We start from the raw sequence: 18722 nt of genomic DNA, 5'->3' as shown, positions 1-18722 counted from the left end.
AGGAATTGTGATGCGAATCGGTGCATACGGTGAAGTCATGCTGCGCTTGACACCGCCTGAATATCGGACATTAGAACAAACCCATTCGCTGCGGATGGATTTTACAGGAACGGGCGTAAATATTTTAGGAAATCTGGCGCACTTCAATCTTTCAGCATCCTTATTGACGAAAGTACCAAAAAACCGTTTGGGTGATGCGGCCAAAGCGAATTTGCAAACTTATGGTATCAAGACAGAATTTATTGGTCAGGCACACAATCATATCGGCAGTTATTTTGCTGAAGTTGGTTTTGGCGCTCGCCCCACCTATGTGACGTATCAGAACCGCCGCGGTAGTTCATTTGGGGTTTCCGGACCTGCAACTTATCCCATCGCTGAATATTTAGAAACGATCGATCTTTTGCATATTTGTGGTATTTCGTTGAGCTTGACCGAAGAAACGTGGCAAACCGCGATAACATTGGCAAAACAAGCTACTTTGAAGAACATCAAAGTTTGCTTCGATTTTAATTTTCGTCCCAGTCTGAATTTGGAAGAAGGACAGCGAGAAATCTTAAAAAAACGTTACGAAGCGATTCTGCCTTATTGTGATTTGGTATTTGGGTCTGTACGAGATTTGCACGGTCTTTTGGGATTTGGTGAGCAGCTGCCTATTGATGGACTAGAGGAACAGCAAATCGTTCAGGCCTTTATGGCGCAGTACGGGATTGAATGGTTTACAGGAACCAGACGGATAGCCAGTGAAGACAAACAGTTTATCAGCGGGATGATCTACACTAAAGAAGAAACTGTTGAAACTGCACCTCAATTGTTACAAGTGCTAGATCGAATCGGTGCAGGGGATGCATATGCAGCAGGTATTCTTTTAGGATATGCCGAGAAATGGCCACTAAAAAAAACCGCGGATTTTGCTATCACCAATGCTGTATTGGCCCATACGATGTTAGGAGATGTTCCCTTGATTACACGGGAACAAGTAGAGCAAGTGCTAAAGAATCCTGGGGTAGATTTATTTCGTTGAGTATTATTCGCTAGGATATACAAAGCACGCGTAAACAATAATAAATCATCCAACAAAGAGCGTTTGATGGCGAATCAGTGACTGCCGTCAAAAGGGCTCTTTGTTGGATGATTTTTGTTTTATTCGACAGGTAAGAAGACGAACAACAAGTGAATGGATTGTCGAGGGGGATATCAAGCAGTCGTTTTCATTGATTATTGATTCAGGTAGCGTTCGGCTTTCTTTTCAGGAATCACCCAAAGAAGTAGAACGAGACTATCGAGACTGATCACAAAAAGCGGATGAATCAACCAGCCAAGGAGCAATGCCACAATGTTGACAAAAAGAGTAAAGGTTAATTTCTGATAGCGTTGAAATAGTTTCCTAATGGTTGGATTATTTTGGCTTTCCCGGCTTAATGCTCGTCCTAACAAATAATAGCTAAAATCAGTCAAGAAAATCACAGCACCATAGAGCATTTGAGGAGCGAGGGACAGCGGGTATTGACTGACCCACGAAGTAACAAAAGGAAAAAGCGACAACGAGAGTATCAGCAAATGATTGGCCCATAATGTCCATCCATCAATATGTTCTGCAACTTGAAAGAGATGATGATGATTGTTCCAATAAATGGCCAGCATCACAAAACTGATCAAATAAATGATAAACTGATGTTCAATGCCTAGAAACGCTTGAAAGGTATCGTTTTTTGGTTGGTGAAGTTCTAAGACCAGCAAAGTCATCACGATAGCAATCACTGCATCTGTAAAGGCCTCGATTCGGTTCTTTGACATAACATGCTCCTTTCAGAATAGTAAATCAGTGTTAGTTTACGTCAATAGATACGATTCGTCTATCAAAGAGAATTGCAATAAAAAAAGGACAGTGATATAAGATCAAAGCTAACTCAAAAGGCAACGGTGAGTATGCCTTTGTGTCTGAAACTTCTCATTGCGAGAAGCATTAGCAGTATCTTATTTCATCGTCCTAATGGATTATTGTTTGACAGTGAATGTCAAATCAAATTGAGAAGGGTGGATGTAACGAAATTTTGGTCCTTGGCTATCGTCGATGATCAATTCGATCAATTCGCTGTTGATTTTTTTGACCTCAGTGATTTGATGCCCTTGGTCGTCACAAAGTTCAATCACCGCTTCTGGATAAGTTGATTTGAGCTGATTGTATTTTGTGATAAAGGCGTTGACGATAGCAGCAGACGCAGTCAAGTCAGTATATTCTGGCATATTCTTCCTCCTTATTTAGTAATCAAGAATGAGTGGATACGTTTGTCTAGTTAGACTCTTTATCTAAAACACCATATAAAAATAAATCAATGGCCTGATAGAGTTCAGTTTCTTTCTCTGCTGAATCTAAGTATGAAGCAATGAGAATAAACATTTGGCTGACAATAAACTGATAGGAAAGTTCGTTTCGTAATCGTAGTTCACTTGTTTGAAAAAGGCGAATAAATGGTTGCTGATAGTTTTCTTTCCAAATCAAGTAGAGTTTTCTGGCGGTTTCTTCAGAGACGGTATGTTTGATATCATCCATCATTAAGTAGAAATTGAAAGGGTGACGTTTTTGCAGAAATCGAGCCATCCGTTGCAGTTTCTCTGCTAAGGAGTCATTGGGATCATTAACGATCTGATATAAGTTTTCAGATACATCTATCGCTAACCGCGCAAGAACACCGTAATAAATATCTTCTTTTCTTTTGAAATGATAATACAAATTAGGCTGAGTAATGCCTAACAACTCCGCGATTTGTCTTGTTGAAGTTCCTTTATACCCTTGTTGCATGAACAACTGTTCAGCCACGTCTAAAATCTCATCTTGCATTATTTTCACTCCGGTTGGTTTTTATCTGCTGTTTTACAGAACGTAATAAAAAAGCTTTTCTTTGGATAGAGACAGCATTTTTTTTGAGAAAAACCTGGTAATTTTTCTCACGAATGACCGTCAATAGTTCGCGATAGATCAATAAAGCAGCCATAAGCGCTTCCTGGCAGTCTTCATCGATCTGAGGCATCATGGACAAGGCTTCATCGTACAGTTTTTCTGCTAGCAGAGCTTCAAACTCCCAAAGCTGGATAAAGGATTCAGTGACCTTTTTTTGTCTGAGGTGTTGAATGGTAATCTCAAACCGCTGCATCGTTTCTTTTGGTAAATAAATTCGATTCATCGCAAGATCTTCCCCAATATCCCGGAGAATATTCGTTCGCTGCATAGCTTCCCCTAGCTTCTTGGCCGGTTCTTGGATCTTGCCTGCCTGACTAGATAAAATCGGCAGCAACATCAACCCGACACTTCCAGCAACAAAGTAGCTGTAGCTACTCAAATCAGCCTCCGTTTCAGGTGGCTGAAAATTTAGATCCATCCTCTGTCCTGCGAGCATATCATAAAATGGCTGGAACTGTAAATCATATTTCGCAAAGACAACAGAAAGAGCCCGCCATAAAGGGGTATCCAGAACCTTTCCGCAAGCCATTTGTCGTAACCCGTGTTCTAGTTCATTTAATTTAACGATGTCTTGATAACGATCGATGGCATCATCTGCTTGCCGACAAAAGGCATAGACGGCAAATACGGAACGTGCTTTTTCTGGGGGTAATTGCGAAAAAGCACTGTAGAAACTTTTCGAATGTTTTTTGATGATTTGCTCGCAATAAGCAAAGTCTTCCTTATATCGTTCAAAAAGCGTGCTTTCCTTATTGATCATCTTTTAGTAACTCCTCTACGGCAAGCTTTGCACTTTGCATCACGATTGGAACACCGGCTCCTGGGTGAGTGCTGCTGCCACAAAAATACAAACCTTCTGCGTAAGCAAACTTATTATGAGGACGATAGTAATTGCTTTGAGATAATGTCGGTTTCAATCCGAAAGTCGCCCCGTTATAAGCGTTGTAGTGGTCTTTGAAATCTTGTGGTGTATAGTAGGTTTCAAAAACGATATGCTCATCGATATCATTGAAAATTGTTTTTTCTTTTAGCGTGTGGATAATTTTGTTGCGGTAATTCGTGATTGTATTAGGTTGCCAATCATTAAACTTGGACAGCTCGGGAACTGGCACCAACACATACAAGCCTTCGTGACCCTCGGGTGCTAGTGAGGCATCTTTCAATGTGGGACGATAGAGATAAAAGGAAGGATCTTCTGGCAAAACACCATACTTAAAAAGGTCATCGACATTTTTTTTGAAGTCTTCGGCAAAGTAGATGCTATGCAAGCCATTGGCTTCATATTTTTTATCCAGCCCTAGGTACAAGAGAAAACACGAACAAGAATAGGCCATTCGGCTGATTTTTTTATTGGTGTATTTGCCCCGATTTTTTTCATTAGGAATCAATTCTTGCATCGCATAAGGAAAATCAGCCGCACAGACAATCGCATCTGCTGAATGGATGTGCCCATTTAGACGAATCCCTGTTGCTCGCTTGTTTTCAATGATCAATTCTTCGATCGGTGAGTCATAATGAATCACGCCGCCTAATTCTTCAAATAAGCGAGCCAGCGAAGTCGCTAATGTATACATACCTCCTTTGATGAAATAGACGCCATAGAACAACTCGATCATAGGGATGATCGTATAAAGAGAGGGCCCTTGATAGGGAGAAACCCCGATATACAATGTTTGAAAGGCTAGCGACTTGCGCAAGCGGTCATCTTTAACAAACTTTGAGATCGAAGTGTAGGCATCGTTGAATGTTTTCAATTTCATTCCTGCCCAAAGGGATTGAGGATTATAAAAATCCCAGAATCCTCGAAACGATTTAGTGATGAAAGCTTCTTTTGCAATCACGTAGCGTTTATAAATATCTGCCAGAAAGGCGAAATAACCTTGGGCATCTTCTTCAGAAATCCCTTCTAATGTTTTAGTGAGTTCAATCAGATCATTGGAAAAGGTGAGAGGTGCTTCATCAGCAAAGTAGAGCTGCAGCATAGGATCAACCTTTTCCATCGGGATATAGTCATCTGGATCGACACCGCATAGTTCAAAAATCTCGCGATAAATCTCCGGCATCATAACAATGGTCGGGCCGACATCAAATGTAAAACCAGCTTGCTTGATTTGGTTCATTTTGCCACCGGGCTGGCTTTCTTTTTCGTATAGTGTGACCGCATAACCTGCTTGTTGCAATCTGACAGCGGCGGATAGTCCTGCGACACCGCCGCCGACAACGATAATTTTTTTCATGAGAACTCCTTATCAAATATTTCTTGGCTTCAGATTAATCGTGTTGTGTTTTTGTGTGTTCTTTTTCCTTTAAGACACCGTCTTCCATTACAAGCACCCGATCACAATAATCAGTTAGTCGGGTATCATGGGTCACCATAATCGTCGCTTTATTTTTTTCCTTTGTTTCTTGCGCAAGAATTTTGACTACTTCATAGGCTTTTTCGGAATCCAGACTGGCTGTTGGTTCATCCGCCAAAATAATTGTTGGGTCATGATACAAAGCTCTAGCGATCGCCACCCGTTGACGTTCACCACCGGAGAGATCTTCGGGGTATTTGTTTTGCAATTTATCGATTCCTAATTGGGTAAATAAATCTTGGGCAGATTGGGTTTTATTCTTTTTGCTGACTTTGTCGACTAGTTTCAGTTGCTTTTTAACGGTCAAGAATGGGACAAGATTGGAAGCTTGAAGAATAAAACCGATCTCTTTGAATCGTAATTTGGCCCGATTTTTTTCTTTCTGGTCACTAAAAGGCTGATCGTTGATCAAAACTTCACCAGCTGTAGGTGCTTGTAATCCTCCCGCAATAGTTAAAAAAGTACTTTTACCTGAACCAGAGGGTCCAATGATGGCGACAAATTCTCCTTTTTCAACGGAAAAGTTTGTCTCTTTCAAAGCCTCAATCATCGTATCTCCATCTTTGAAGGTTTTCTTCACATCTTTAAATTCAATGGCACTCATTTATATCCTCCTATCCAATAGCTTTCAATGGGTCAATCTTAACAATCGTTCTTACTGAGAAGAAAGCACCGACAATCGCAATCAAAATCATCAACACACTAATACCTGCAAAAAAGAGGCTGTTTACTTGAAAGGGCACAGCTTGCGGCAAGACCAACGCCGTTCCGATCGTCGCCGCTAATCCTACCAATACGCCCACCGTTGCTAAAAGGAAAGTTTGTGCGATGACAGAAAATGCGATGTAACGACTAGAAATTCCTTGTGCCTTCATGACACCAAAAATATCAGATTTCTGCATAGTCAAGACATAAATAAAGATCCCAATAACGATGGCAGCAATGACGATCAAGAAGCCGATCATAAACCCAAAGGTTAGCACTTGAGCACTATAACCAGGCAATTCATTGATGAAATCACTAATTTTGGTTGCTGTTAATTCATCCGGTACTTCTTCAACTGTTCCTCGCGTAACGATGGCATTGATGCGGGCTTTATCGCTGGTATCTTTTGTTTCAAAGCGAATTTCTTGATAGGCACCAATCGTCGTGTAGAGAACAGGTGCGACATTGAAGCGAGCATTTTCTGTAAAGCCGACGATCTTCAGTTTCTTTTCATTGCCAGCTAATTTGACGGTATCGCCGATCTTAATGTCGTATTCCTCTTTCAAACTGCTGTCAGCAACTGCCTCATCGTCGTTCGCGAAAAGTTCGCCTTCCGTGAGTTTAGGAGCCAAGAATTGATCTGGTTCGATCCCAAAAAAGCTGACATCAACTTTTTCACCACCGGAATCCTTGGTGATCACACCCGCAGTTTGAGCCAATACAGCTTTCTCATCTGCTTTGACTTCATCATAGAGATTACGAGGGATCATGGACATATTCAAATTGTTATTCGCTTCCTCGGCTAATAAAATCTCTGATGCCGACCATTTATCGACAGCAGTTCGGTTTTCTTGGGCAAGACCATAGGCTAGCCCCGTCAAGAAAAAAACTAAGTAAGCGATCAAAAACATGACACCGGTAACCAGTGCATACCGCAATTTAGAATGGCGGATTTCATTTATTGCTAAAAACATACAACTTCCTCCTAGAAATTTTATCAGGTGATAAAATCAAGTTACCACATTCTTATTCAGCTGCAAAATTTATTGCTTTGGCATGGATTCTTCCTTCCTGCAAAGATCTGACAGAAAAGCTGAAAAAAAGCCTAGGAAAAGCGATAGAACAAAAATCCTGATACCTGGCAATCCATAGAGGAAACAGGAAAAAACTTGCAAGAGTGAACAATGCTTCGTCTCCTAATCACAATTAAGCGTTTCGTTTGAGTAGGAACAATCAATCCTGATAGACTAATAGTGGATATTTTTATGGAAAGAGGAGATAGAAATGAAACAGTATGTGCGTTTTGGTGTGATGATTTTAGTATCGACGGTCGTGATGTTTGGGATGATGTACCTGAATGTTTTTCAATGGGATCATATCTTTTATAGTCAGACTCGATTATTTATGGCGTTGATGATGGGGGCCGTGATGGCGATGATCATGCTCTTATTTATGTGGAAAATGTACGAAAATAAGAAATGGAATCTAGCGATTTTAGCTGTCAGTGTACTCGTATTCTGTGGTTCACTTTTCATGGTGCGCTCCCAAACGGCTGTTGATGATGTGAAATGGATGAAAGCAATGATTCCTCATCATTCGATTGCCATTTTAACCAGTACCAATGCTGCCATCAAAGATCCTGAGGTCAAAGAACTAGCGGATGATATTATCCAAACTCAAAAAGAAGAAATTGAAAAGATGAAAGAAATGATCGAACGACTAGAAAAATGAAACAAAGCCGGATCTTGACGTCTTAGCTCAAGAAGTCGGCTTTTTTCATTCGTTGTTCATAGCAATCAGAAAAAGCGCTGTTAAATTTGATCGGATCTGTGAGCATTTCATGGATCTCTGCTAAGCCTGCGATATTTTTTGAATAGCCGAGCCAAAAGGTCAAGTGATGGTGGGGACCGTATTTTTGCTGAATGTATTCAAATGCCTCTTGGCAAAGATTATCAGGATCAGAAAGACTCTTTTTTTCGATGGCAAAGTAAATCGTGCGTTCGAGAATCCGATAAAAATCAAGATCACGATCAGCTTCTGAAATGATTTTGCCATAGATGGATCGTGGCTCATAGGAGAGGGAAGCACGATGGTCTTCGACGGCTTCTCCGATTATTTTACGCTGTTCTTTGGTAAAGTAATCCGCCAAAAAAGCATCTGATTCTACCATAGATCTTGAAGCGCGTTCATGATTTTTTCGTCCTTTTAATAGACCAAGATCATGAAAGACAGCAACAGTAGAGACAATGTCTAAGTCAACCGATAATGGGGCAGCGATTTCTATACTGTTTTCGAGCACTTGATAGACGTGCTCAGGGGAGTGACTTGTGTCTAATTGCTTGTATTGTGGAATGATTGTTGTTTCTAAATAATGCATTAGCTGTGGGTTGACCATCAAAAACCTCCATTGGCTCATTTCTTGTTTAGCAGACAAAAAGTCATCACAACAAAAGTCAATGCTTTATTAAGAATCAAAGCATTGATTTTTGTTGAATCAGCTACTTTCAGTATAGCAAATAGGACCTATTGATAAAAGAGTCATCGCGATCAATTTGCTAGGAGGGGGTAAGTGAGAGAACACCATCTAACTTTTGGACGATTTCGTCTCGAAGGTGGTGGGTAATAAACAGGACGGTTTGCGGTTGTTGCAACAGTAATTTCTCGATCTTTTTAGCATTTTCTTGATCAAGATTAGAGGTTCCTTCATCAACTAACAAAATAGGTTTTTTCCATAGGAAGCCTCTAGCTAGTGCAAGACGCTGCAATTGTCCCCCTGAAAGATTACCGCCTGTTTCGGTAAGAACTGTGTCTAACTGCTCAGGTAGTTGTTCAATAACTGCAAAGAGTTCCGCTTTTTTTAGCGCTTGCTCGATTTCTTCATCGGGAAAAAATTGTCCTAATGTCAGATTCTCGCGAATCGATGCTTGATAGACAAAGGGACGTTGATCAATAACTGTCACATTGTCTTGCAATTCTTCTAAAGGGAATTCTTTTATTTCCGTTTCTCCCAAGCGGATCGATCCGCTATAGTCTTTGCGCCGTCCAGTCAACAAACTGAATAATGTTGACTTGCCTGAGCCGCTTTCCCCCACGATGGCATACTTTTGTCCAGCTTTAAAAGTGGTTGAGAGATTGAACAACATTCGTTGCGGTTTTCCATCGGTCGTTTGATAACAATAAGAAGCTTGTGCCAACACAAGATCTTTTGCATCGTTTGTTTTTTTGCTGGGTAGCGAAATCTCATGCGTTGGCTTCTCATAAGCAAATGCATCGAATAAAGGGAATGTGCCTTGTATTTTTGACAGATAGGAACTGATATTTCCTAATGTATTAAAGATTGTCGAAGCAAGATTTCCTGTTGCTGTAATCGCTCCGATGGGAACGATTTGCAGAAAAGCCAAGTAGCCAGTAAAACCTAAGACACTCAATTGACCAGTCACATTACCAACTCCGCCAGTTACAGAGACAGCAGCCATCACTTGTGCTTGTTTTAGCTTTGCAGACTGGATCCTTTGTGCGGAACCCAAGAGTTTATTTCTAAGAAAATCAAGACGCTGGAAATTTAGGAAAGTATCAAATCCAGCTAACAGTTCGTTGGTTTTACTCAAAAAAGCTTCATTTGCCTGAGCGGTAGCGACAGCAGATTGTTTCATCTTTTTTTGGAAGATTTTCGGCAACAAAAGCAACAAACAGGACTGACCTAAGGTGAGCACGATCAATGACCAATGAAATTGGGCTAATGCGATAACGGCAAATAGTGAAGACAATACACCTTGCATGACCTGATAGATATTGGCGAAGCCATCTGTTTCGATCATGGTTATATCGTTACTCAATTTTGAGGCATAGTTGCCTACGGTAACTTTGTGGAATGTCTGATAATCACTGTATCGTAGCCGAGTCAATAATTGATCTCGCAAATAAAGGGACATCTTCTGAGATGTATAGGCTGTATAACGGATTTGCAGATAAATAAACATCAGAAAACAACTATAGGCTAAGACCATCCCTACAACACCTTGGATAAATCCTTTTTGATCGAATTGGATGAGACTGTTTAGAACCTGCACATTTTGCAAGCTGGCTATCGTTTGTGAAAGTGCGACTCCTGCCATTAAAAGCAGGACGACCCCCTGATTTTTCCAATGTACCAATAACACCTTTTTCATTATTTTTTGCTCCTTTCTTATTACCTTTCTTGATACCTTTATTGTAAAAGGGTAAAGTAAAAGCGAAGGAATAATTACATATATGTAAAGAGGTGCTGTGAATGGACTATGGAGCGACATTTAAGAAACTGCGTTTAGAAAAAGGGATTACTTTGAAGGAAGCATGTCAGCAAGGGATATCAAGTGCACAACTTTCACGTTTTGAAAATGGAAAATCAATGTTGACAGTCGATCAGTTTTTTACATGCTTGCAAAATATCAATGTGACGATCGAGGAGTTTCAATTTGTTGGGAAACAGACTTTTAAAGACCGTTTTGAAAAGTCTATCGAGCAGATGCAGGAGTATCTTAATACGAATCAAGAAGAGGCGGCTCGTTCGTTGGCACAACGTTTTTTTGCTGAAAGTCAGAGTCCGTATGATTGGCCGCAGTTTTTAGGCTGTTTCATTGAAGATGTACTCAATGCAGGAAATAATCGTCCATTCATTCATTCTCAAAAAGTACTCAGCTATCTCCAGCAAGTCAATAATTGGGGTGAGATGGAGTTGCGTTTGATCAGTATTTTTACCTTTGCATTGGACACAGAACAGATGGATCTATTACTGAAAAGCATTTTGAAAAAAGCCAAGCTGTACCAAAGTGTTCCGCAAACCAATGCCCTTTATTATGATCTGTTGGAGAACTTTTTTTCTAAATATGTGTTTCACCGCAATCTTCCAGCAGCCAGAAAGATCCAGAAACTGTATCGGCAGAGTCTGGACGAACGCACAATTTTATTGCGCCCCAGAATCACCTATATTTTTAACCAAGGAATTCTTTTTTATCTGGAAAAACAACCAGAACAGGGCAATGGATGCTTTGACCAAGCAATTTCTTTAGCGAGAATTTTTTATCAGAAGGAAACCGAACACTATTTTGAGAAGCGGGCCAAGAATTGGCGGGAAAATTATCAAGATACGAATTATCGTGAGCTGACGATCAATCTGAATTTTTTTAATTATTAAAAAGGGGTTGACTTGGAGTTCACTCGAAGGCGTATGCTAGAAGTATCAATCTTAAGGAGGAACGACAATGGATTATGTAAAATTTGGACATACTGGATTAGAAGTCTCCCCCCTTTGTTTAGGGGCAATGGGCTTTGGTGATCCGAAAAGCGGCTTTCATGAATGGGTATTGGAAGAAACGGAAAGTCGAGAAGTCATCAAAAAAGCCCTTGATCTAGGAATCAATTTTTTTGACACAGCGAATATCTATTCCTATGGTGCCAGCGAAGAAATATTGGGAAAAGCGTTGAATGATTTTGCCCCACGAGATGAAATCGTCGTCGCAACCAAGCTCTATTCTAAAATGAAAAAAGCCCCCAATAGCGGTGGGCTTTCGCGCAAAGCGATCTTTTTTGAAATTGAACAAAGTTTAGAACGATTACAAATGGACTATGTAGACCTCTACATTATTCATCGCTGGGATTATACAACACCGATCGAAGAAACGATGGAAGCACTTCACGATTTAGTGAAAACAGGGAAAGTTCGCTATATTGGTGCTTCAGCAATGTACGCTTGGCAATTTGCCAAAGCACAGGCGGTTGCAGATAAACATGGCTGGACCAAATTTGTTTCCATGCAAAATCATTTGAATTTATTGTATCGAGAAGAAGAGCGGGAAATGCTCCCCCTTTGTGATGATCAAAAAATTGCGGTCACACCCTACAGTCCATTAGCTGCCGGTCGTTTGACTCGTGATTGGGATGCACAAACGAAACGTTTTGCGACAGATAAAACAGCACAATCAAAATATGATCAGACTAAAGAACAAGATCAATTGATCGTTCGCCGTGTGGCAGAGATTGCTGAGACACGTCAAGTCAAACGAGCACAAGTGGCCTTGGCATGGCTATTGCAAAAAGAATCAGTCGTGGCACCAATCATTGGGGCGACAAAAGAAAGTCATTTACTGGATGCTTTGCCAGCCATTGAGTTGAAGCTATCCACAGAAGAAGTTGCTTACTTAGAAGAACCTTATCTTCCGCATGCGGTTGTAGGCGCCAATTGATTTTACTAGAGAAATATCGTAGGAATAGCAGGAGGAATCTATGTGAATATCAAAAAAATAAGTGAACTTAGCGGTCTTTCTGCAGATACGATCCGCTACTATGAAAAGATTGCCCTTCTACCACCAGTCAAACGCAATGCTCATGGTGTTCGAGTCTTTGATGAAGAAGATCTCAAGTGGATCGAGTTTACCAGTAAGATGAGAAAAGCAGGACTTTCGATTGAGGCTTTGTCAACCTATTTGGCGTTATTTCGTGAAGGGAGTCAGACAGTTCCTCAAAGAAAACAATTGCTAGCAGAGCAAATCGCAGCGTTGCATGAACGAATTGCAACCATGACAGAAGCGGTAGAACGATTGGAATACAAATTGGAACATTATGATGACCACATCATTCCTGCTGAAGCTCGGTTACGCAAAGAAACGTTTACGAATTAATTTTGCAATTACACGCAATCCCTTTTAGGATACAGCCGAAATAGGAAAGGAATCGTATGACAAAAGTAATGATTTTCGGTACCCAAGATCTTCTTCTGTTATCAGAAAACAATTATTAGCGAGAGACGAGACGCTTGTTTTGTACGTGCCAAAAAAGAATCAGACGACATTGCTTGATCCTCAACGAGAAAGCATGTTTCAAGGTGATTTACTAGATCTAGGCAGGATCTTGCGAGGAATGATTGGTTGTGAAATCGTTTGCCTTTGTGAGATGCCTGAGCCACAAGTCACCTGGCGAATCATAGAAGCGATGAAACTACTTGACTTAACCCGAATCGTTTGCCTGGTGAAACCAGAGGAAAGCTTCCTGTCAGATCAAATTCCGGAAACAAAAACGACGCACAAGAAAGCTCGAAGCAGTCAAATGACATTATCTATTCGGATGATTGAAGAAGCGATGTGTGACTATACGATTTTGCATCTTCCTGCTTTTTTGCATGAGTGTTCACCTGAATCTGATCTGGAAACGAGCAAGGACAATCAGCTAAGAGCAGTCGAATTACAAGTAGCAGATCTACTTGCGCAAATCAGTGAGCAGCCAACCTTCTTGGCTAAGAGAACTTTGTTTATTTCGAATCATTTGTTATAAAAAAATCCGGTGAATTAAATAAAGGTTGTCGTTTTAGCGATTACCAGAAGAGTCAAATTTTTCATAGCGACATGAAAAATTTGACTCTTCTTTCTGCTGCTTTTTTTGTTAAAATGGCAGCAATATCAAGAAGATCGATAGATTGAAATACAGAAAGGAAATAGGTGGATGACTATCAAACGAATAGGCTTGATTTCATTAGGGGTGTTATGGATCTGTATTGCATTGAACTTCTTTCTTTTACCTCACAGCATTGCCTCGGCCGGGGTGGGCTCAATCGGGTATCTTATAGAAACAGGATTAGCCATTGATCGCCATCTGATTGTCTGGGGAATCAACTTGATTATGTTAGGACTAGCGTTTCTTTTTTTAGAGCGGAAAGTCTTTATCAATACCGTCTTTGGAAGCCTGTTGTTTCCTGTCATATTAGCATGGATTCCTGAATGGATGGTTTGGGAATTTTACCCAGCCTCTTTGATTCTAGGAAGCTTCTTCTTTAGCTTAGTGATATTTACCCTTTACTGTATCGGTGCATCCAATGGGGGAGTCACGATCCCACCGTTGATTTTTGAAAAATATTTCGGCATAAAAAAAGCAGTCGGGATCTTCTTGACCAATACAACGATCATTGTTTTGAACTTTCTGGTCTTTGGACTGAGAGAAGCGATCATTTCTGCTTGCTCGATCTATCTCATTGCTTTCTTTATGAATATCTTGCTCAAAGGGCAGCGTCAATTTGTCAAAAGAAAGGAAGCAAAGGAGTCCACACTTGCATCCGCTCCTGTCAAAGAAAAAAGAACGGCTGGATGAGGGAACCTCTCTTCGATTCCCTTTGTTGATAATCGCGTTCGCGAAGAGAAATTGAGATTACTGTCGGGACTAAAAAATATCACTTATTCAAAATAACAGCCTCTCTGACATCAATTGTCAGAGAGGCTGTTATTTACTACTTCCCAGAAATAATCAAATTAGTCTAAAGCTTTCTTTTTTGAAAAATCGAACGACTAATGATTAATGACAGAAACGATCCGACTACAGCTATCAGAACAGCTGGTAAGAAGTCCATCAGCTCTGAATTTCCTTGAATATAAGCAATTGTCTGGCTGGACAATGAAAAAGGATTGATCTTTTGGAGAGATTCAAAGAGACTACCCAATACGCCAATACCATAAAAAGCAGCTAAAAAGAGTAAGACTTGGTAAACATTTTTAGCAAATGCGGAGCTTAACAGCAGTAAGCTGATTGACAATAGCCCAAATAACCAATAACTAAAACCCGCACTGATAAGATGATGGGTCAAAGAGTCATTGAAATAAATTCTTGTATAAAGAAGACAAATGAGAAAAGCGGCAGCATAGAAAAGTGTCCAAAGGAAATAAAGATAAAGTGTTTTTGCTAAAAGAATCGTTTGTCTTGGCAATCCCTTTGTGATTAGATTGATCAGAGTTCCTTGCTCAATTTCCGCACAAATCGTATCTGCAAAGAGTATCACAAAAACCAAGAGACCCAATGAACCGATATTGCCATAAAATTGCATCCACGAATCGACAGATGTCGGCGTGGAAACAGTGATTTGGATCCCATCTGTCACCATGGAAGAAAAGATATCCGGCATTATTTTTGCCAAAAAAGGCGAGAGCATGCCCACCATCAGAAAAATCACTCCACAAATGATGATCTTTTTATTCCGCCAGCCGCCTAATACTTCTTTTCTTAAAAAAACTGTTAGCTGCGTCATTTAACTACCTCCAAATAGATTTTTTCTAGCGAGGATTCATTTTTTTGGAAGAGTAAGGGGACCAATTCATTTTCAGCCATGAGTTGCAGCACTTTTTGGCCTTGTTGAAAAGTTTGATTTTCTGGAATAATCAGTTGATGTTTTTCCCTCGTCCAATTAATCGCCGCACCTTTCGCGAGCTGACAGAAATGCTCTGTTTCTTGTGAGGTGGCAAATTGAAGAAGATAATCTTCTTGGCGAAATTGTGTCTTTAATTCCTCTATTTCACCAAAGAGTTTGATCTTTCCCTGATGTAAAATCGCCACGTAATCCGAAATTTGTTCAACATCCGATAAAATATGTGAAGAAAAAAGAACTGTCGTTTCTTGTTTGATGGCAAGTAAAAGATCTAGAAAGGCTTTGCGTCCCAGCGGGTCCAGCGCAGAAGTCGGCTCATCACAAATCAATATTTCTGGTTTTGACAATAAAGCTTGTGCTAGACCCAGCCGTTGCTTCATCCCCCGTGAGTAGCTGCTGATTTTTTTGGTATTTTTTTCAAGATTGACCAGCTGAAGAATCTCATCGATTCGGCTAGTCAGCTGTTTGCCAAGACCGCTTATTTTTCCGCAAAAATGCAGGTATTCTGTTGCGGTCATGAAAGAATAGAATTGGGGAACATCCGGTAAGTAGCCTATCTTACGGTTTGTTTGAGCATTTCCATAGACAACCGGCTCATCGCAGACCGTGATCTGCCCACTATCTGACTTTAGCAAGCCTAAAATCAGCTTCATCGTTGTTGTTTTACCAGCACCATTTTCCCCGACAAAGCCGACAACACTCCCTTTGGGAACGACAAAAGAAATGGCATCTAGAATTCTTCTTTCGCCAAAAGACTTAGATAATTGATTGATCTCAATGACGTTCATTCTTTTTCTCCTTTCCCAAAAGTGAAATACAAAATTGGTCCGATAATACTAATCAAACAAGAAACAAGTATCCATAACGTGCGGTTGCCGAATTTAAAGTGTTTCTGTTTAACGATATCTAAAACAGCAACAAGTATCAACCCGAATTGCAAAAGTGCTAATGGGATCAGAATGGGTAGATAGTCACCAATATTTTCTGGAATGCTCGTGGTCATCATCGTGTTTCCTCCTTTCCATGAGTGTCATCTGCAGTATGGGCGGCTACTGCTTGCAAGCGCTGGAATAATTCTGTAAATGATTGTTGATCTTTGAAGGGCTGCAATAGGGGTGATTCAAGAATCAGCCCTATCAATTGTTTTTTTACCATATTAGAACTACGGGGCATCTGATTTCCAAGTTCCAACTCATCAATCCAACTTTCGATCTGATCAAAGTACGCATCACCATGAAGGAGATAAGGATCTTCTGTTTTTTCCAGCAATGAGACATAACGAGTCAAAGCGCAAAGCAAGCGGGCACTATTGCCTTGTACAGCAAAAGTGGTCAAACAGGCAGCCAAAAAATTGAGCATAATGACTGGATGTAGTCTGGATAAGTCAAATGTTTCACAAAAGGCCAGCCCTCGTTGGTAAGTTGCTTCCATAGCTTGGGGTTTTTTGGTCAGCAAAAGCGTGTAGTTAGTCAACAGACTGAGTAAAACTGTGACATATTGATAAATGGCACTTTGAAGAACAGTTTCTGCGGCTGAGCCATCTGCCATTTGTTGGTGCGCAGCTGCAATCAAAGATTCCACAGGCAAGAAAACGGGTGTCTTATTTCCTAATACACCTAAAACGTTCTCTGCCTGACCAAGCATAAGCATTGAATAGGCTTCATAATAGCTAGCTTGTTGCAGGAGGTCAGCGGAACCGTTAGTTTTGACTAATTCAAATAATTTAACCGCCTCTTGTAAGTAATACTTTCGTTGATCCTCAACAATTTTCTCATTATTTGGTACTTGTTCTGTCCTAGTAACTTGAGCTGGAATAGGCAACAGATCCCAATGATTCAGATAAAAAAGTCCCATCTGCAGCAGAAATGGATAGCAGGAATAATAACGGCGAATGAGTCCTCTCAGCATAAGTAACACGTCATCAGCGGATTTAGTTTCAAACGAGTCTTTCAACAACTGGTAAATCCGCTTGATTTCTTGAGTTGTTAGCTGAGAATTGATCACTAAAAGATCATCGACGCTGCAATCAAAGAAAGCAGCCAAGAGTGGCAACAAGGTAATATCTGGATAAGATTGGCCCGTCTCCCATTTAGAAACCGAGGCCTTAGAAACACTCATAAAATCAGCTAGCTCTGTTTGAGTGATTTGTTTGTCCTTTCTTCTCTTGGCTATTTCCTGTCCAATTGGTAATTCCATGACGCACCTCCATTGAATTGGCTAGCTTTATTGTAGAACAGGAAAGAGAGGAGCACAATGGAGAACAAGTTAACTTTTGATTGATAAAGTTAACCATGGGTTGATAAAGAGTAGCAACACTCTTTTTTCTTGTTGTAAGACGTATTTCAGTGTTTAATGAAAGAAAACGAGGTGAGGGTTCGATATGAAAGTGATAGCAATGATTGACTCATTTAAAGGGAGTGCTACCTCGGAAGAATTAAATCAGGCAGCACTTAAAGGGTTTCCAGTACAATGGGAAAAAGAATCAATCCCCATCGCAGATGGTGGAGAAGGAACAATGGCTGCGTTATTTGCTGCCTATGGAGGACAGTATAAATCCGTAACAAGTGTCGGTCCCCTAGGAGAAGAACGAGTAGTTTCGTATTTACTGACAACAATCAATCAAAAGCGAATAGCGATTATTGAATGTGCAGCAATCATCGGTATCCAATTACTTGATCCTTCAGATCAAACAACCAGACAGGCTAGTTCCTACGGGCTAGGTCTTTTGATCGCAGATGCAATCAATGAAAAAGTAGCACAGATCTATGTAACGTTAGGTGGCAGTGCAACAACAGATGGCGGACTGGGTTTACTGGAAGCATTAGGTGCGGAACTAATGTATCAACCTGCGGCAGATGCGCGCAATCCTTTGTTGACCATAAATTATTTTTCGATAACAGCAGTGCAGAAACTGCTTTCTGGTATCGAACTGTTGGTTTTAGCAGATGTAACTAATCCTTATACTGGAGCTGAAGGATTTGCAACTACTTTCGGACCTCAGAAAGGTGCTTTACCTCAAACGGTACAGGTATTGGAGCAGCAAGCAAAAAAAGTAGCGTATTTCGTGCAGCAAGAATACCAAATTGATTTAAATGGGATCGCTGGAACGGGTGCTGCTGGAGGTATCGGCGGTGCGATGGTCTTACTAGGGGGACAGATCTGTTCTGGATTTATGACCATTGCGAAACTGTTGAAATTAGAGACTAGAATCAGTGATGCTACGTTGATCATCACCGGTGAAGGCCGTTTTGACCGTCAAACTGCAGCCGGAAAAGTGCCATTAGGTGTGGCCAAAATCGCACAGCCCCATGCTATTCCAGTTGTTGCATTGTGTGGGCAAAGGGAGCCTGATCTAGGAGAGATCGGTCAGTATTTTGCTGGTATTTTCAGTATTCAACCAGGCCCACTTCTCCTTGATGAAGCAATGAAAAAAAGTGTAACGCTCGCAAATATGGCAGAAACCGCACAGGCTATCGCGATGTTTCATGAAAAAATCATAAGAGCGAATCCTGGTGATGGTGGAGGAAATGGATCTTTCTAA

At 40.7% G+C, this 18722-nt stretch carries 21 protein-coding genes; 8 read left to right on the top strand and 13 right to left on the bottom strand.

What is annotated here, in order from left to right; all coding sequences use genetic code 11:
- The first annotated feature begins 7 nt into the window (after positions 1-7).
- Positions 8-1021: a sugar kinase gene (locus tag HED61_RS12880; protein ID WP_208774089.1), complete on the top strand. Its 1014-nt coding sequence runs from the start codon at positions 8-10 to the stop codon at positions 1019-1021.
- A gap of 194 nt (positions 1022-1215) precedes the next feature.
- Here the strand turns inward: HED61_RS12880 and HED61_RS12875 are convergent, their stop codons facing one another.
- The 7 genes from HED61_RS12875 to HED61_RS12845 all read right to left on the bottom strand — a co-directional run bounded on the left by HED61_RS12875 (position 1216) and on the right by HED61_RS12845 (position 6995).
- Entirely contained in the window at positions 1216-1794 is a 579-nt protein-coding gene (locus HED61_RS12875) for a TMEM175 family protein (RefSeq protein WP_081131650.1), read from the bottom strand.
- 201 nt (positions 1795-1995) lie between these two features.
- On the bottom strand, positions 1996-2244 hold the full coding sequence (locus tag HED61_RS12870) for a hypothetical protein (RefSeq protein ID WP_081131649.1): 249 nt from the start codon (positions 2242-2244) through the stop codon (positions 1996-1998).
- 46 nt (positions 2245-2290) lie between these two features.
- Positions 2291-2839, bottom strand: a complete 549-nt coding sequence (locus HED61_RS12865) for a TetR/AcrR family transcriptional regulator (protein WP_005471088.1) — start codon at positions 2837-2839, stop codon at positions 2291-2293.
- Positions 2829-3719 (bottom strand): phytoene/squalene synthase family protein, encoded by an 891-nt coding sequence (locus HED61_RS12860; RefSeq protein WP_003126141.1) that lies wholly within the window; start codon positions 3717-3719, stop codon positions 2829-2831. Before HED61_RS12860 ends, HED61_RS12865 begins: the two co-directional genes overlap by 11 nt.
- Positions 3709-5196 (bottom strand): phytoene desaturase family protein, encoded by a 1488-nt coding sequence (locus HED61_RS12855; protein WP_219644983.1) that lies wholly within the window; start codon positions 5194-5196, stop codon positions 3709-3711. The genes HED61_RS12860 and HED61_RS12855 overlap by 11 nt, the downstream gene beginning before the upstream one ends.
- A gap of 34 nt (positions 5197-5230) precedes the next feature.
- Entirely contained in the window at positions 5231-5920 is a 690-nt protein-coding gene (locus HED61_RS12850) for an ABC transporter ATP-binding protein (RefSeq protein WP_219644984.1), read from the bottom strand.
- Positions 5921-5930: 10 nt separating this feature from the next.
- Positions 5931-6995 carry an ABC transporter permease gene (locus HED61_RS12845; RefSeq protein WP_103299638.1) on the bottom strand — a complete coding sequence of 355 codons (1065 nt, stop codon included), beginning with the start codon at positions 6993-6995 and terminating at the stop codon, positions 5931-5933.
- A 310-nt stretch (positions 6996-7305) separates the two neighbouring features.
- On the opposite strand from HED61_RS12845, the gene HED61_RS12840 reads away from it, so the two are divergent.
- Positions 7306-7752: a DUF305 domain-containing protein gene (locus HED61_RS12840; RefSeq protein ID WP_003126146.1), complete on the top strand. Its 447-nt coding sequence runs from the start codon at positions 7306-7308 to the stop codon at positions 7750-7752.
- A 22-nt stretch (positions 7753-7774) separates the two neighbouring features.
- Here HED61_RS12840 and HED61_RS12835 read toward each other — a convergent pair whose 3' ends face one another.
- Together HED61_RS12835 and HED61_RS12830 are read right to left on the bottom strand one after the other, a co-directional pair.
- Positions 7775-8416 carry an HD domain-containing protein gene (locus HED61_RS12835; RefSeq protein ID WP_113849554.1) on the bottom strand — a complete coding sequence of 214 codons (642 nt, stop codon included), beginning with the start codon at positions 8414-8416 and terminating at the stop codon, positions 7775-7777.
- Positions 8417-8576: 160 nt separating this feature from the next.
- Positions 8577-10190, bottom strand: coding sequence for an ABC transporter ATP-binding protein (locus HED61_RS12830; protein ID WP_219644985.1), 1614 nt, complete (start codon positions 10188-10190; stop codon positions 8577-8579).
- Between the two features lie 101 nt (positions 10191-10291).
- Here HED61_RS12830 and HED61_RS12825 point away from each other — a divergent pair, with 101 nt between their 5' ends.
- From HED61_RS12825 to HED61_RS12805, 5 genes are all read left to right on the top strand, one after another.
- Positions 10292-11194 carry an Rgg/GadR/MutR family transcriptional regulator gene (locus tag HED61_RS12825; protein WP_103299642.1) on the top strand — a complete coding sequence of 301 codons (903 nt, stop codon included), beginning with the start codon at positions 10292-10294 and terminating at the stop codon, positions 11192-11194.
- A 67-nt stretch (positions 11195-11261) separates the two neighbouring features.
- Entirely contained in the window at positions 11262-12242 is a 981-nt protein-coding gene (locus HED61_RS12820; protein ID WP_021149965.1) for an aldo/keto reductase, read from the top strand.
- 42 nt (positions 12243-12284) lie between these two features.
- On the top strand, positions 12285-12677 hold the full coding sequence (locus tag HED61_RS12815; RefSeq protein ID WP_003126151.1) for a MerR family transcriptional regulator: 393 nt from the start codon (positions 12285-12287) through the stop codon (positions 12675-12677).
- Between the two features lie 40 nt (positions 12678-12717).
- A complete protein-coding gene (locus HED61_RS12810; RefSeq protein WP_333473823.1) occupies positions 12718-13326 on the top strand; it encodes an NAD(P)H-binding protein in 609 nt (202 codons plus the stop codon).
- A 168-nt stretch (positions 13327-13494) separates the two neighbouring features.
- The gene (locus HED61_RS12805) at positions 13495-14136 is read left to right on the top strand and encodes a YitT family protein (protein ID WP_219644987.1); all 642 of its coding nucleotides are present in this window, start codon (positions 13495-13497) and stop codon (positions 14134-14136) included.
- 163 nt (positions 14137-14299) lie between these two features.
- Here HED61_RS12805 and HED61_RS12800 read toward each other — a convergent pair whose 3' ends face one another.
- From HED61_RS12800 to HED61_RS12785, 4 genes are read right to left on the bottom strand one after another with little or no spacing between them, the layout of a single operon-like run.
- Complete coding sequence (locus tag HED61_RS12800; protein WP_219644988.1) at positions 14300-15064, bottom strand: ABC transporter permease subunit; 765 nt, start codon at positions 15062-15064, stop codon at positions 14300-14302.
- Complete coding sequence (locus HED61_RS12795) at positions 15061-15969, bottom strand: ABC transporter ATP-binding protein (RefSeq protein WP_219644989.1); 909 nt, start codon at positions 15967-15969, stop codon at positions 15061-15063. The genes HED61_RS12800 and HED61_RS12795 overlap by 4 nt, the downstream gene beginning before the upstream one ends.
- Positions 15966-16187 (bottom strand): PLD nuclease N-terminal domain-containing protein, encoded by a 222-nt coding sequence (locus tag HED61_RS12790; protein WP_003126159.1) that lies wholly within the window; start codon positions 16185-16187, stop codon positions 15966-15968. Before HED61_RS12790 ends, HED61_RS12795 begins: the two co-directional genes overlap by 4 nt.
- Entirely contained in the window at positions 16184-17377 is a 1194-nt protein-coding gene (locus tag HED61_RS12785) for a helix-turn-helix domain-containing protein (protein WP_219644990.1), read from the bottom strand. The genes HED61_RS12790 and HED61_RS12785 overlap by 4 nt, the downstream gene beginning before the upstream one ends.
- 184 nt (positions 17378-17561) lie before the next feature.
- On the opposite strand from HED61_RS12785, the gene HED61_RS12780 reads away from it, so the two are divergent.
- Entirely contained in the window at positions 17562-18722 is a 1161-nt protein-coding gene (locus tag HED61_RS12780; RefSeq protein WP_219644991.1) for a glycerate kinase family protein, read from the top strand.

This window comes from Enterococcus gallinarum (genome assembly GCF_021496385.1).
In the GTDB taxonomy this organism is placed as follows: Bacteria; Bacillota; Bacilli; order Lactobacillales; family Enterococcaceae; genus Enterococcus_D; species Enterococcus_D gallinarum.
The sequence above is the reverse complement of the archived record's forward strand: the minus strand, read 5'-3'. Positions and strand labels throughout refer to the sequence as shown.

Bases quoted from the DNA above. Each gene is read 5' to 3' on its own strand.
- HED61_RS12825 (WP_103299642.1), top strand. From the start codon at position 10,292: ATGGACTATGGAGCGACATTTAAGAAACTGCGTTTAGAAAAAGGGATT.
- HED61_RS12830 (WP_219644985.1), bottom strand. From the start codon at position 10,190: ATGAAAAAGGTGTTATTGGTACATTGGAAAAATCAGGGGGTCGTCCTG.
- HED61_RS12820 (WP_021149965.1), top strand. From the start codon at position 11,262: ATGGATTATGTAAAATTTGGACATACTGGATTAGAAGTCTCCCCCCTT.
- HED61_RS12875 (WP_081131650.1), bottom strand. From the start codon at position 1,794: ATGTCAAAGAACCGAATCGAGGCCTTTACAGATGCAGTGATTGCTATC.
- HED61_RS12790 (WP_003126159.1), bottom strand. From the start codon at position 16,187: ATGATGACCACGAGCATTCCAGAAAATATTGGTGACTATCTACCCATT.
- HED61_RS12785 (WP_219644990.1), bottom strand. From the start codon at position 17,377: ATGGAATTACCAATTGGACAGGAAATAGCCAAGAGAAGAAAGGACAAA.
- HED61_RS12855 (WP_219644983.1), bottom strand. From the start codon at position 5,196: ATGAAAAAAATTATCGTTGTCGGCGGCGGTGTCGCAGGACTATCCGCC.
- HED61_RS12840 (WP_003126146.1), top strand. From the start codon at position 7,306: ATGAAACAGTATGTGCGTTTTGGTGTGATGATTTTAGTATCGACGGTC.
- HED61_RS12850 (WP_219644984.1), bottom strand. From the start codon at position 5,920: ATGAGTGCCATTGAATTTAAAGATGTGAAGAAAACCTTCAAAGATGGA.
- HED61_RS12865 (WP_005471088.1), bottom strand. From the start codon at position 2,839: ATGCAAGATGAGATTTTAGACGTGGCTGAACAGTTGTTCATGCAACAA.
- HED61_RS12870 (WP_081131649.1), bottom strand. From the start codon at position 2,244: ATGCCAGAATATACTGACTTGACTGCGTCTGCTGCTATCGTCAACGCC.
- HED61_RS12805 (WP_219644987.1), top strand. From the start codon at position 13,495: ATGACTATCAAACGAATAGGCTTGATTTCATTAGGGGTGTTATGGATC.
- HED61_RS12860 (WP_003126141.1), bottom strand. From the start codon at position 3,719: ATGATCAATAAGGAAAGCACGCTTTTTGAACGATATAAGGAAGACTTT.
- HED61_RS12795 (WP_219644989.1), bottom strand. From the start codon at position 15,969: ATGAACGTCATTGAGATCAATCAATTATCTAAGTCTTTTGGCGAAAGA.
- HED61_RS12800 (WP_219644988.1), bottom strand. From the start codon at position 15,064: ATGACGCAGCTAACAGTTTTTTTAAGAAAAGAAGTATTAGGCGGCTGG.
- HED61_RS12835 (WP_113849554.1), bottom strand. From the start codon at position 8,416: ATGGTCAACCCACAGCTAATGCATTATTTAGAAACAACAATCATTCCA.
- HED61_RS12780 (WP_219644991.1), top strand. From the start codon at position 17,562: ATGAAAGTGATAGCAATGATTGACTCATTTAAAGGGAGTGCTACCTCG.
- HED61_RS12845 (WP_103299638.1), bottom strand. From the start codon at position 6,995: ATGTTTTTAGCAATAAATGAAATCCGCCATTCTAAATTGCGGTATGCA.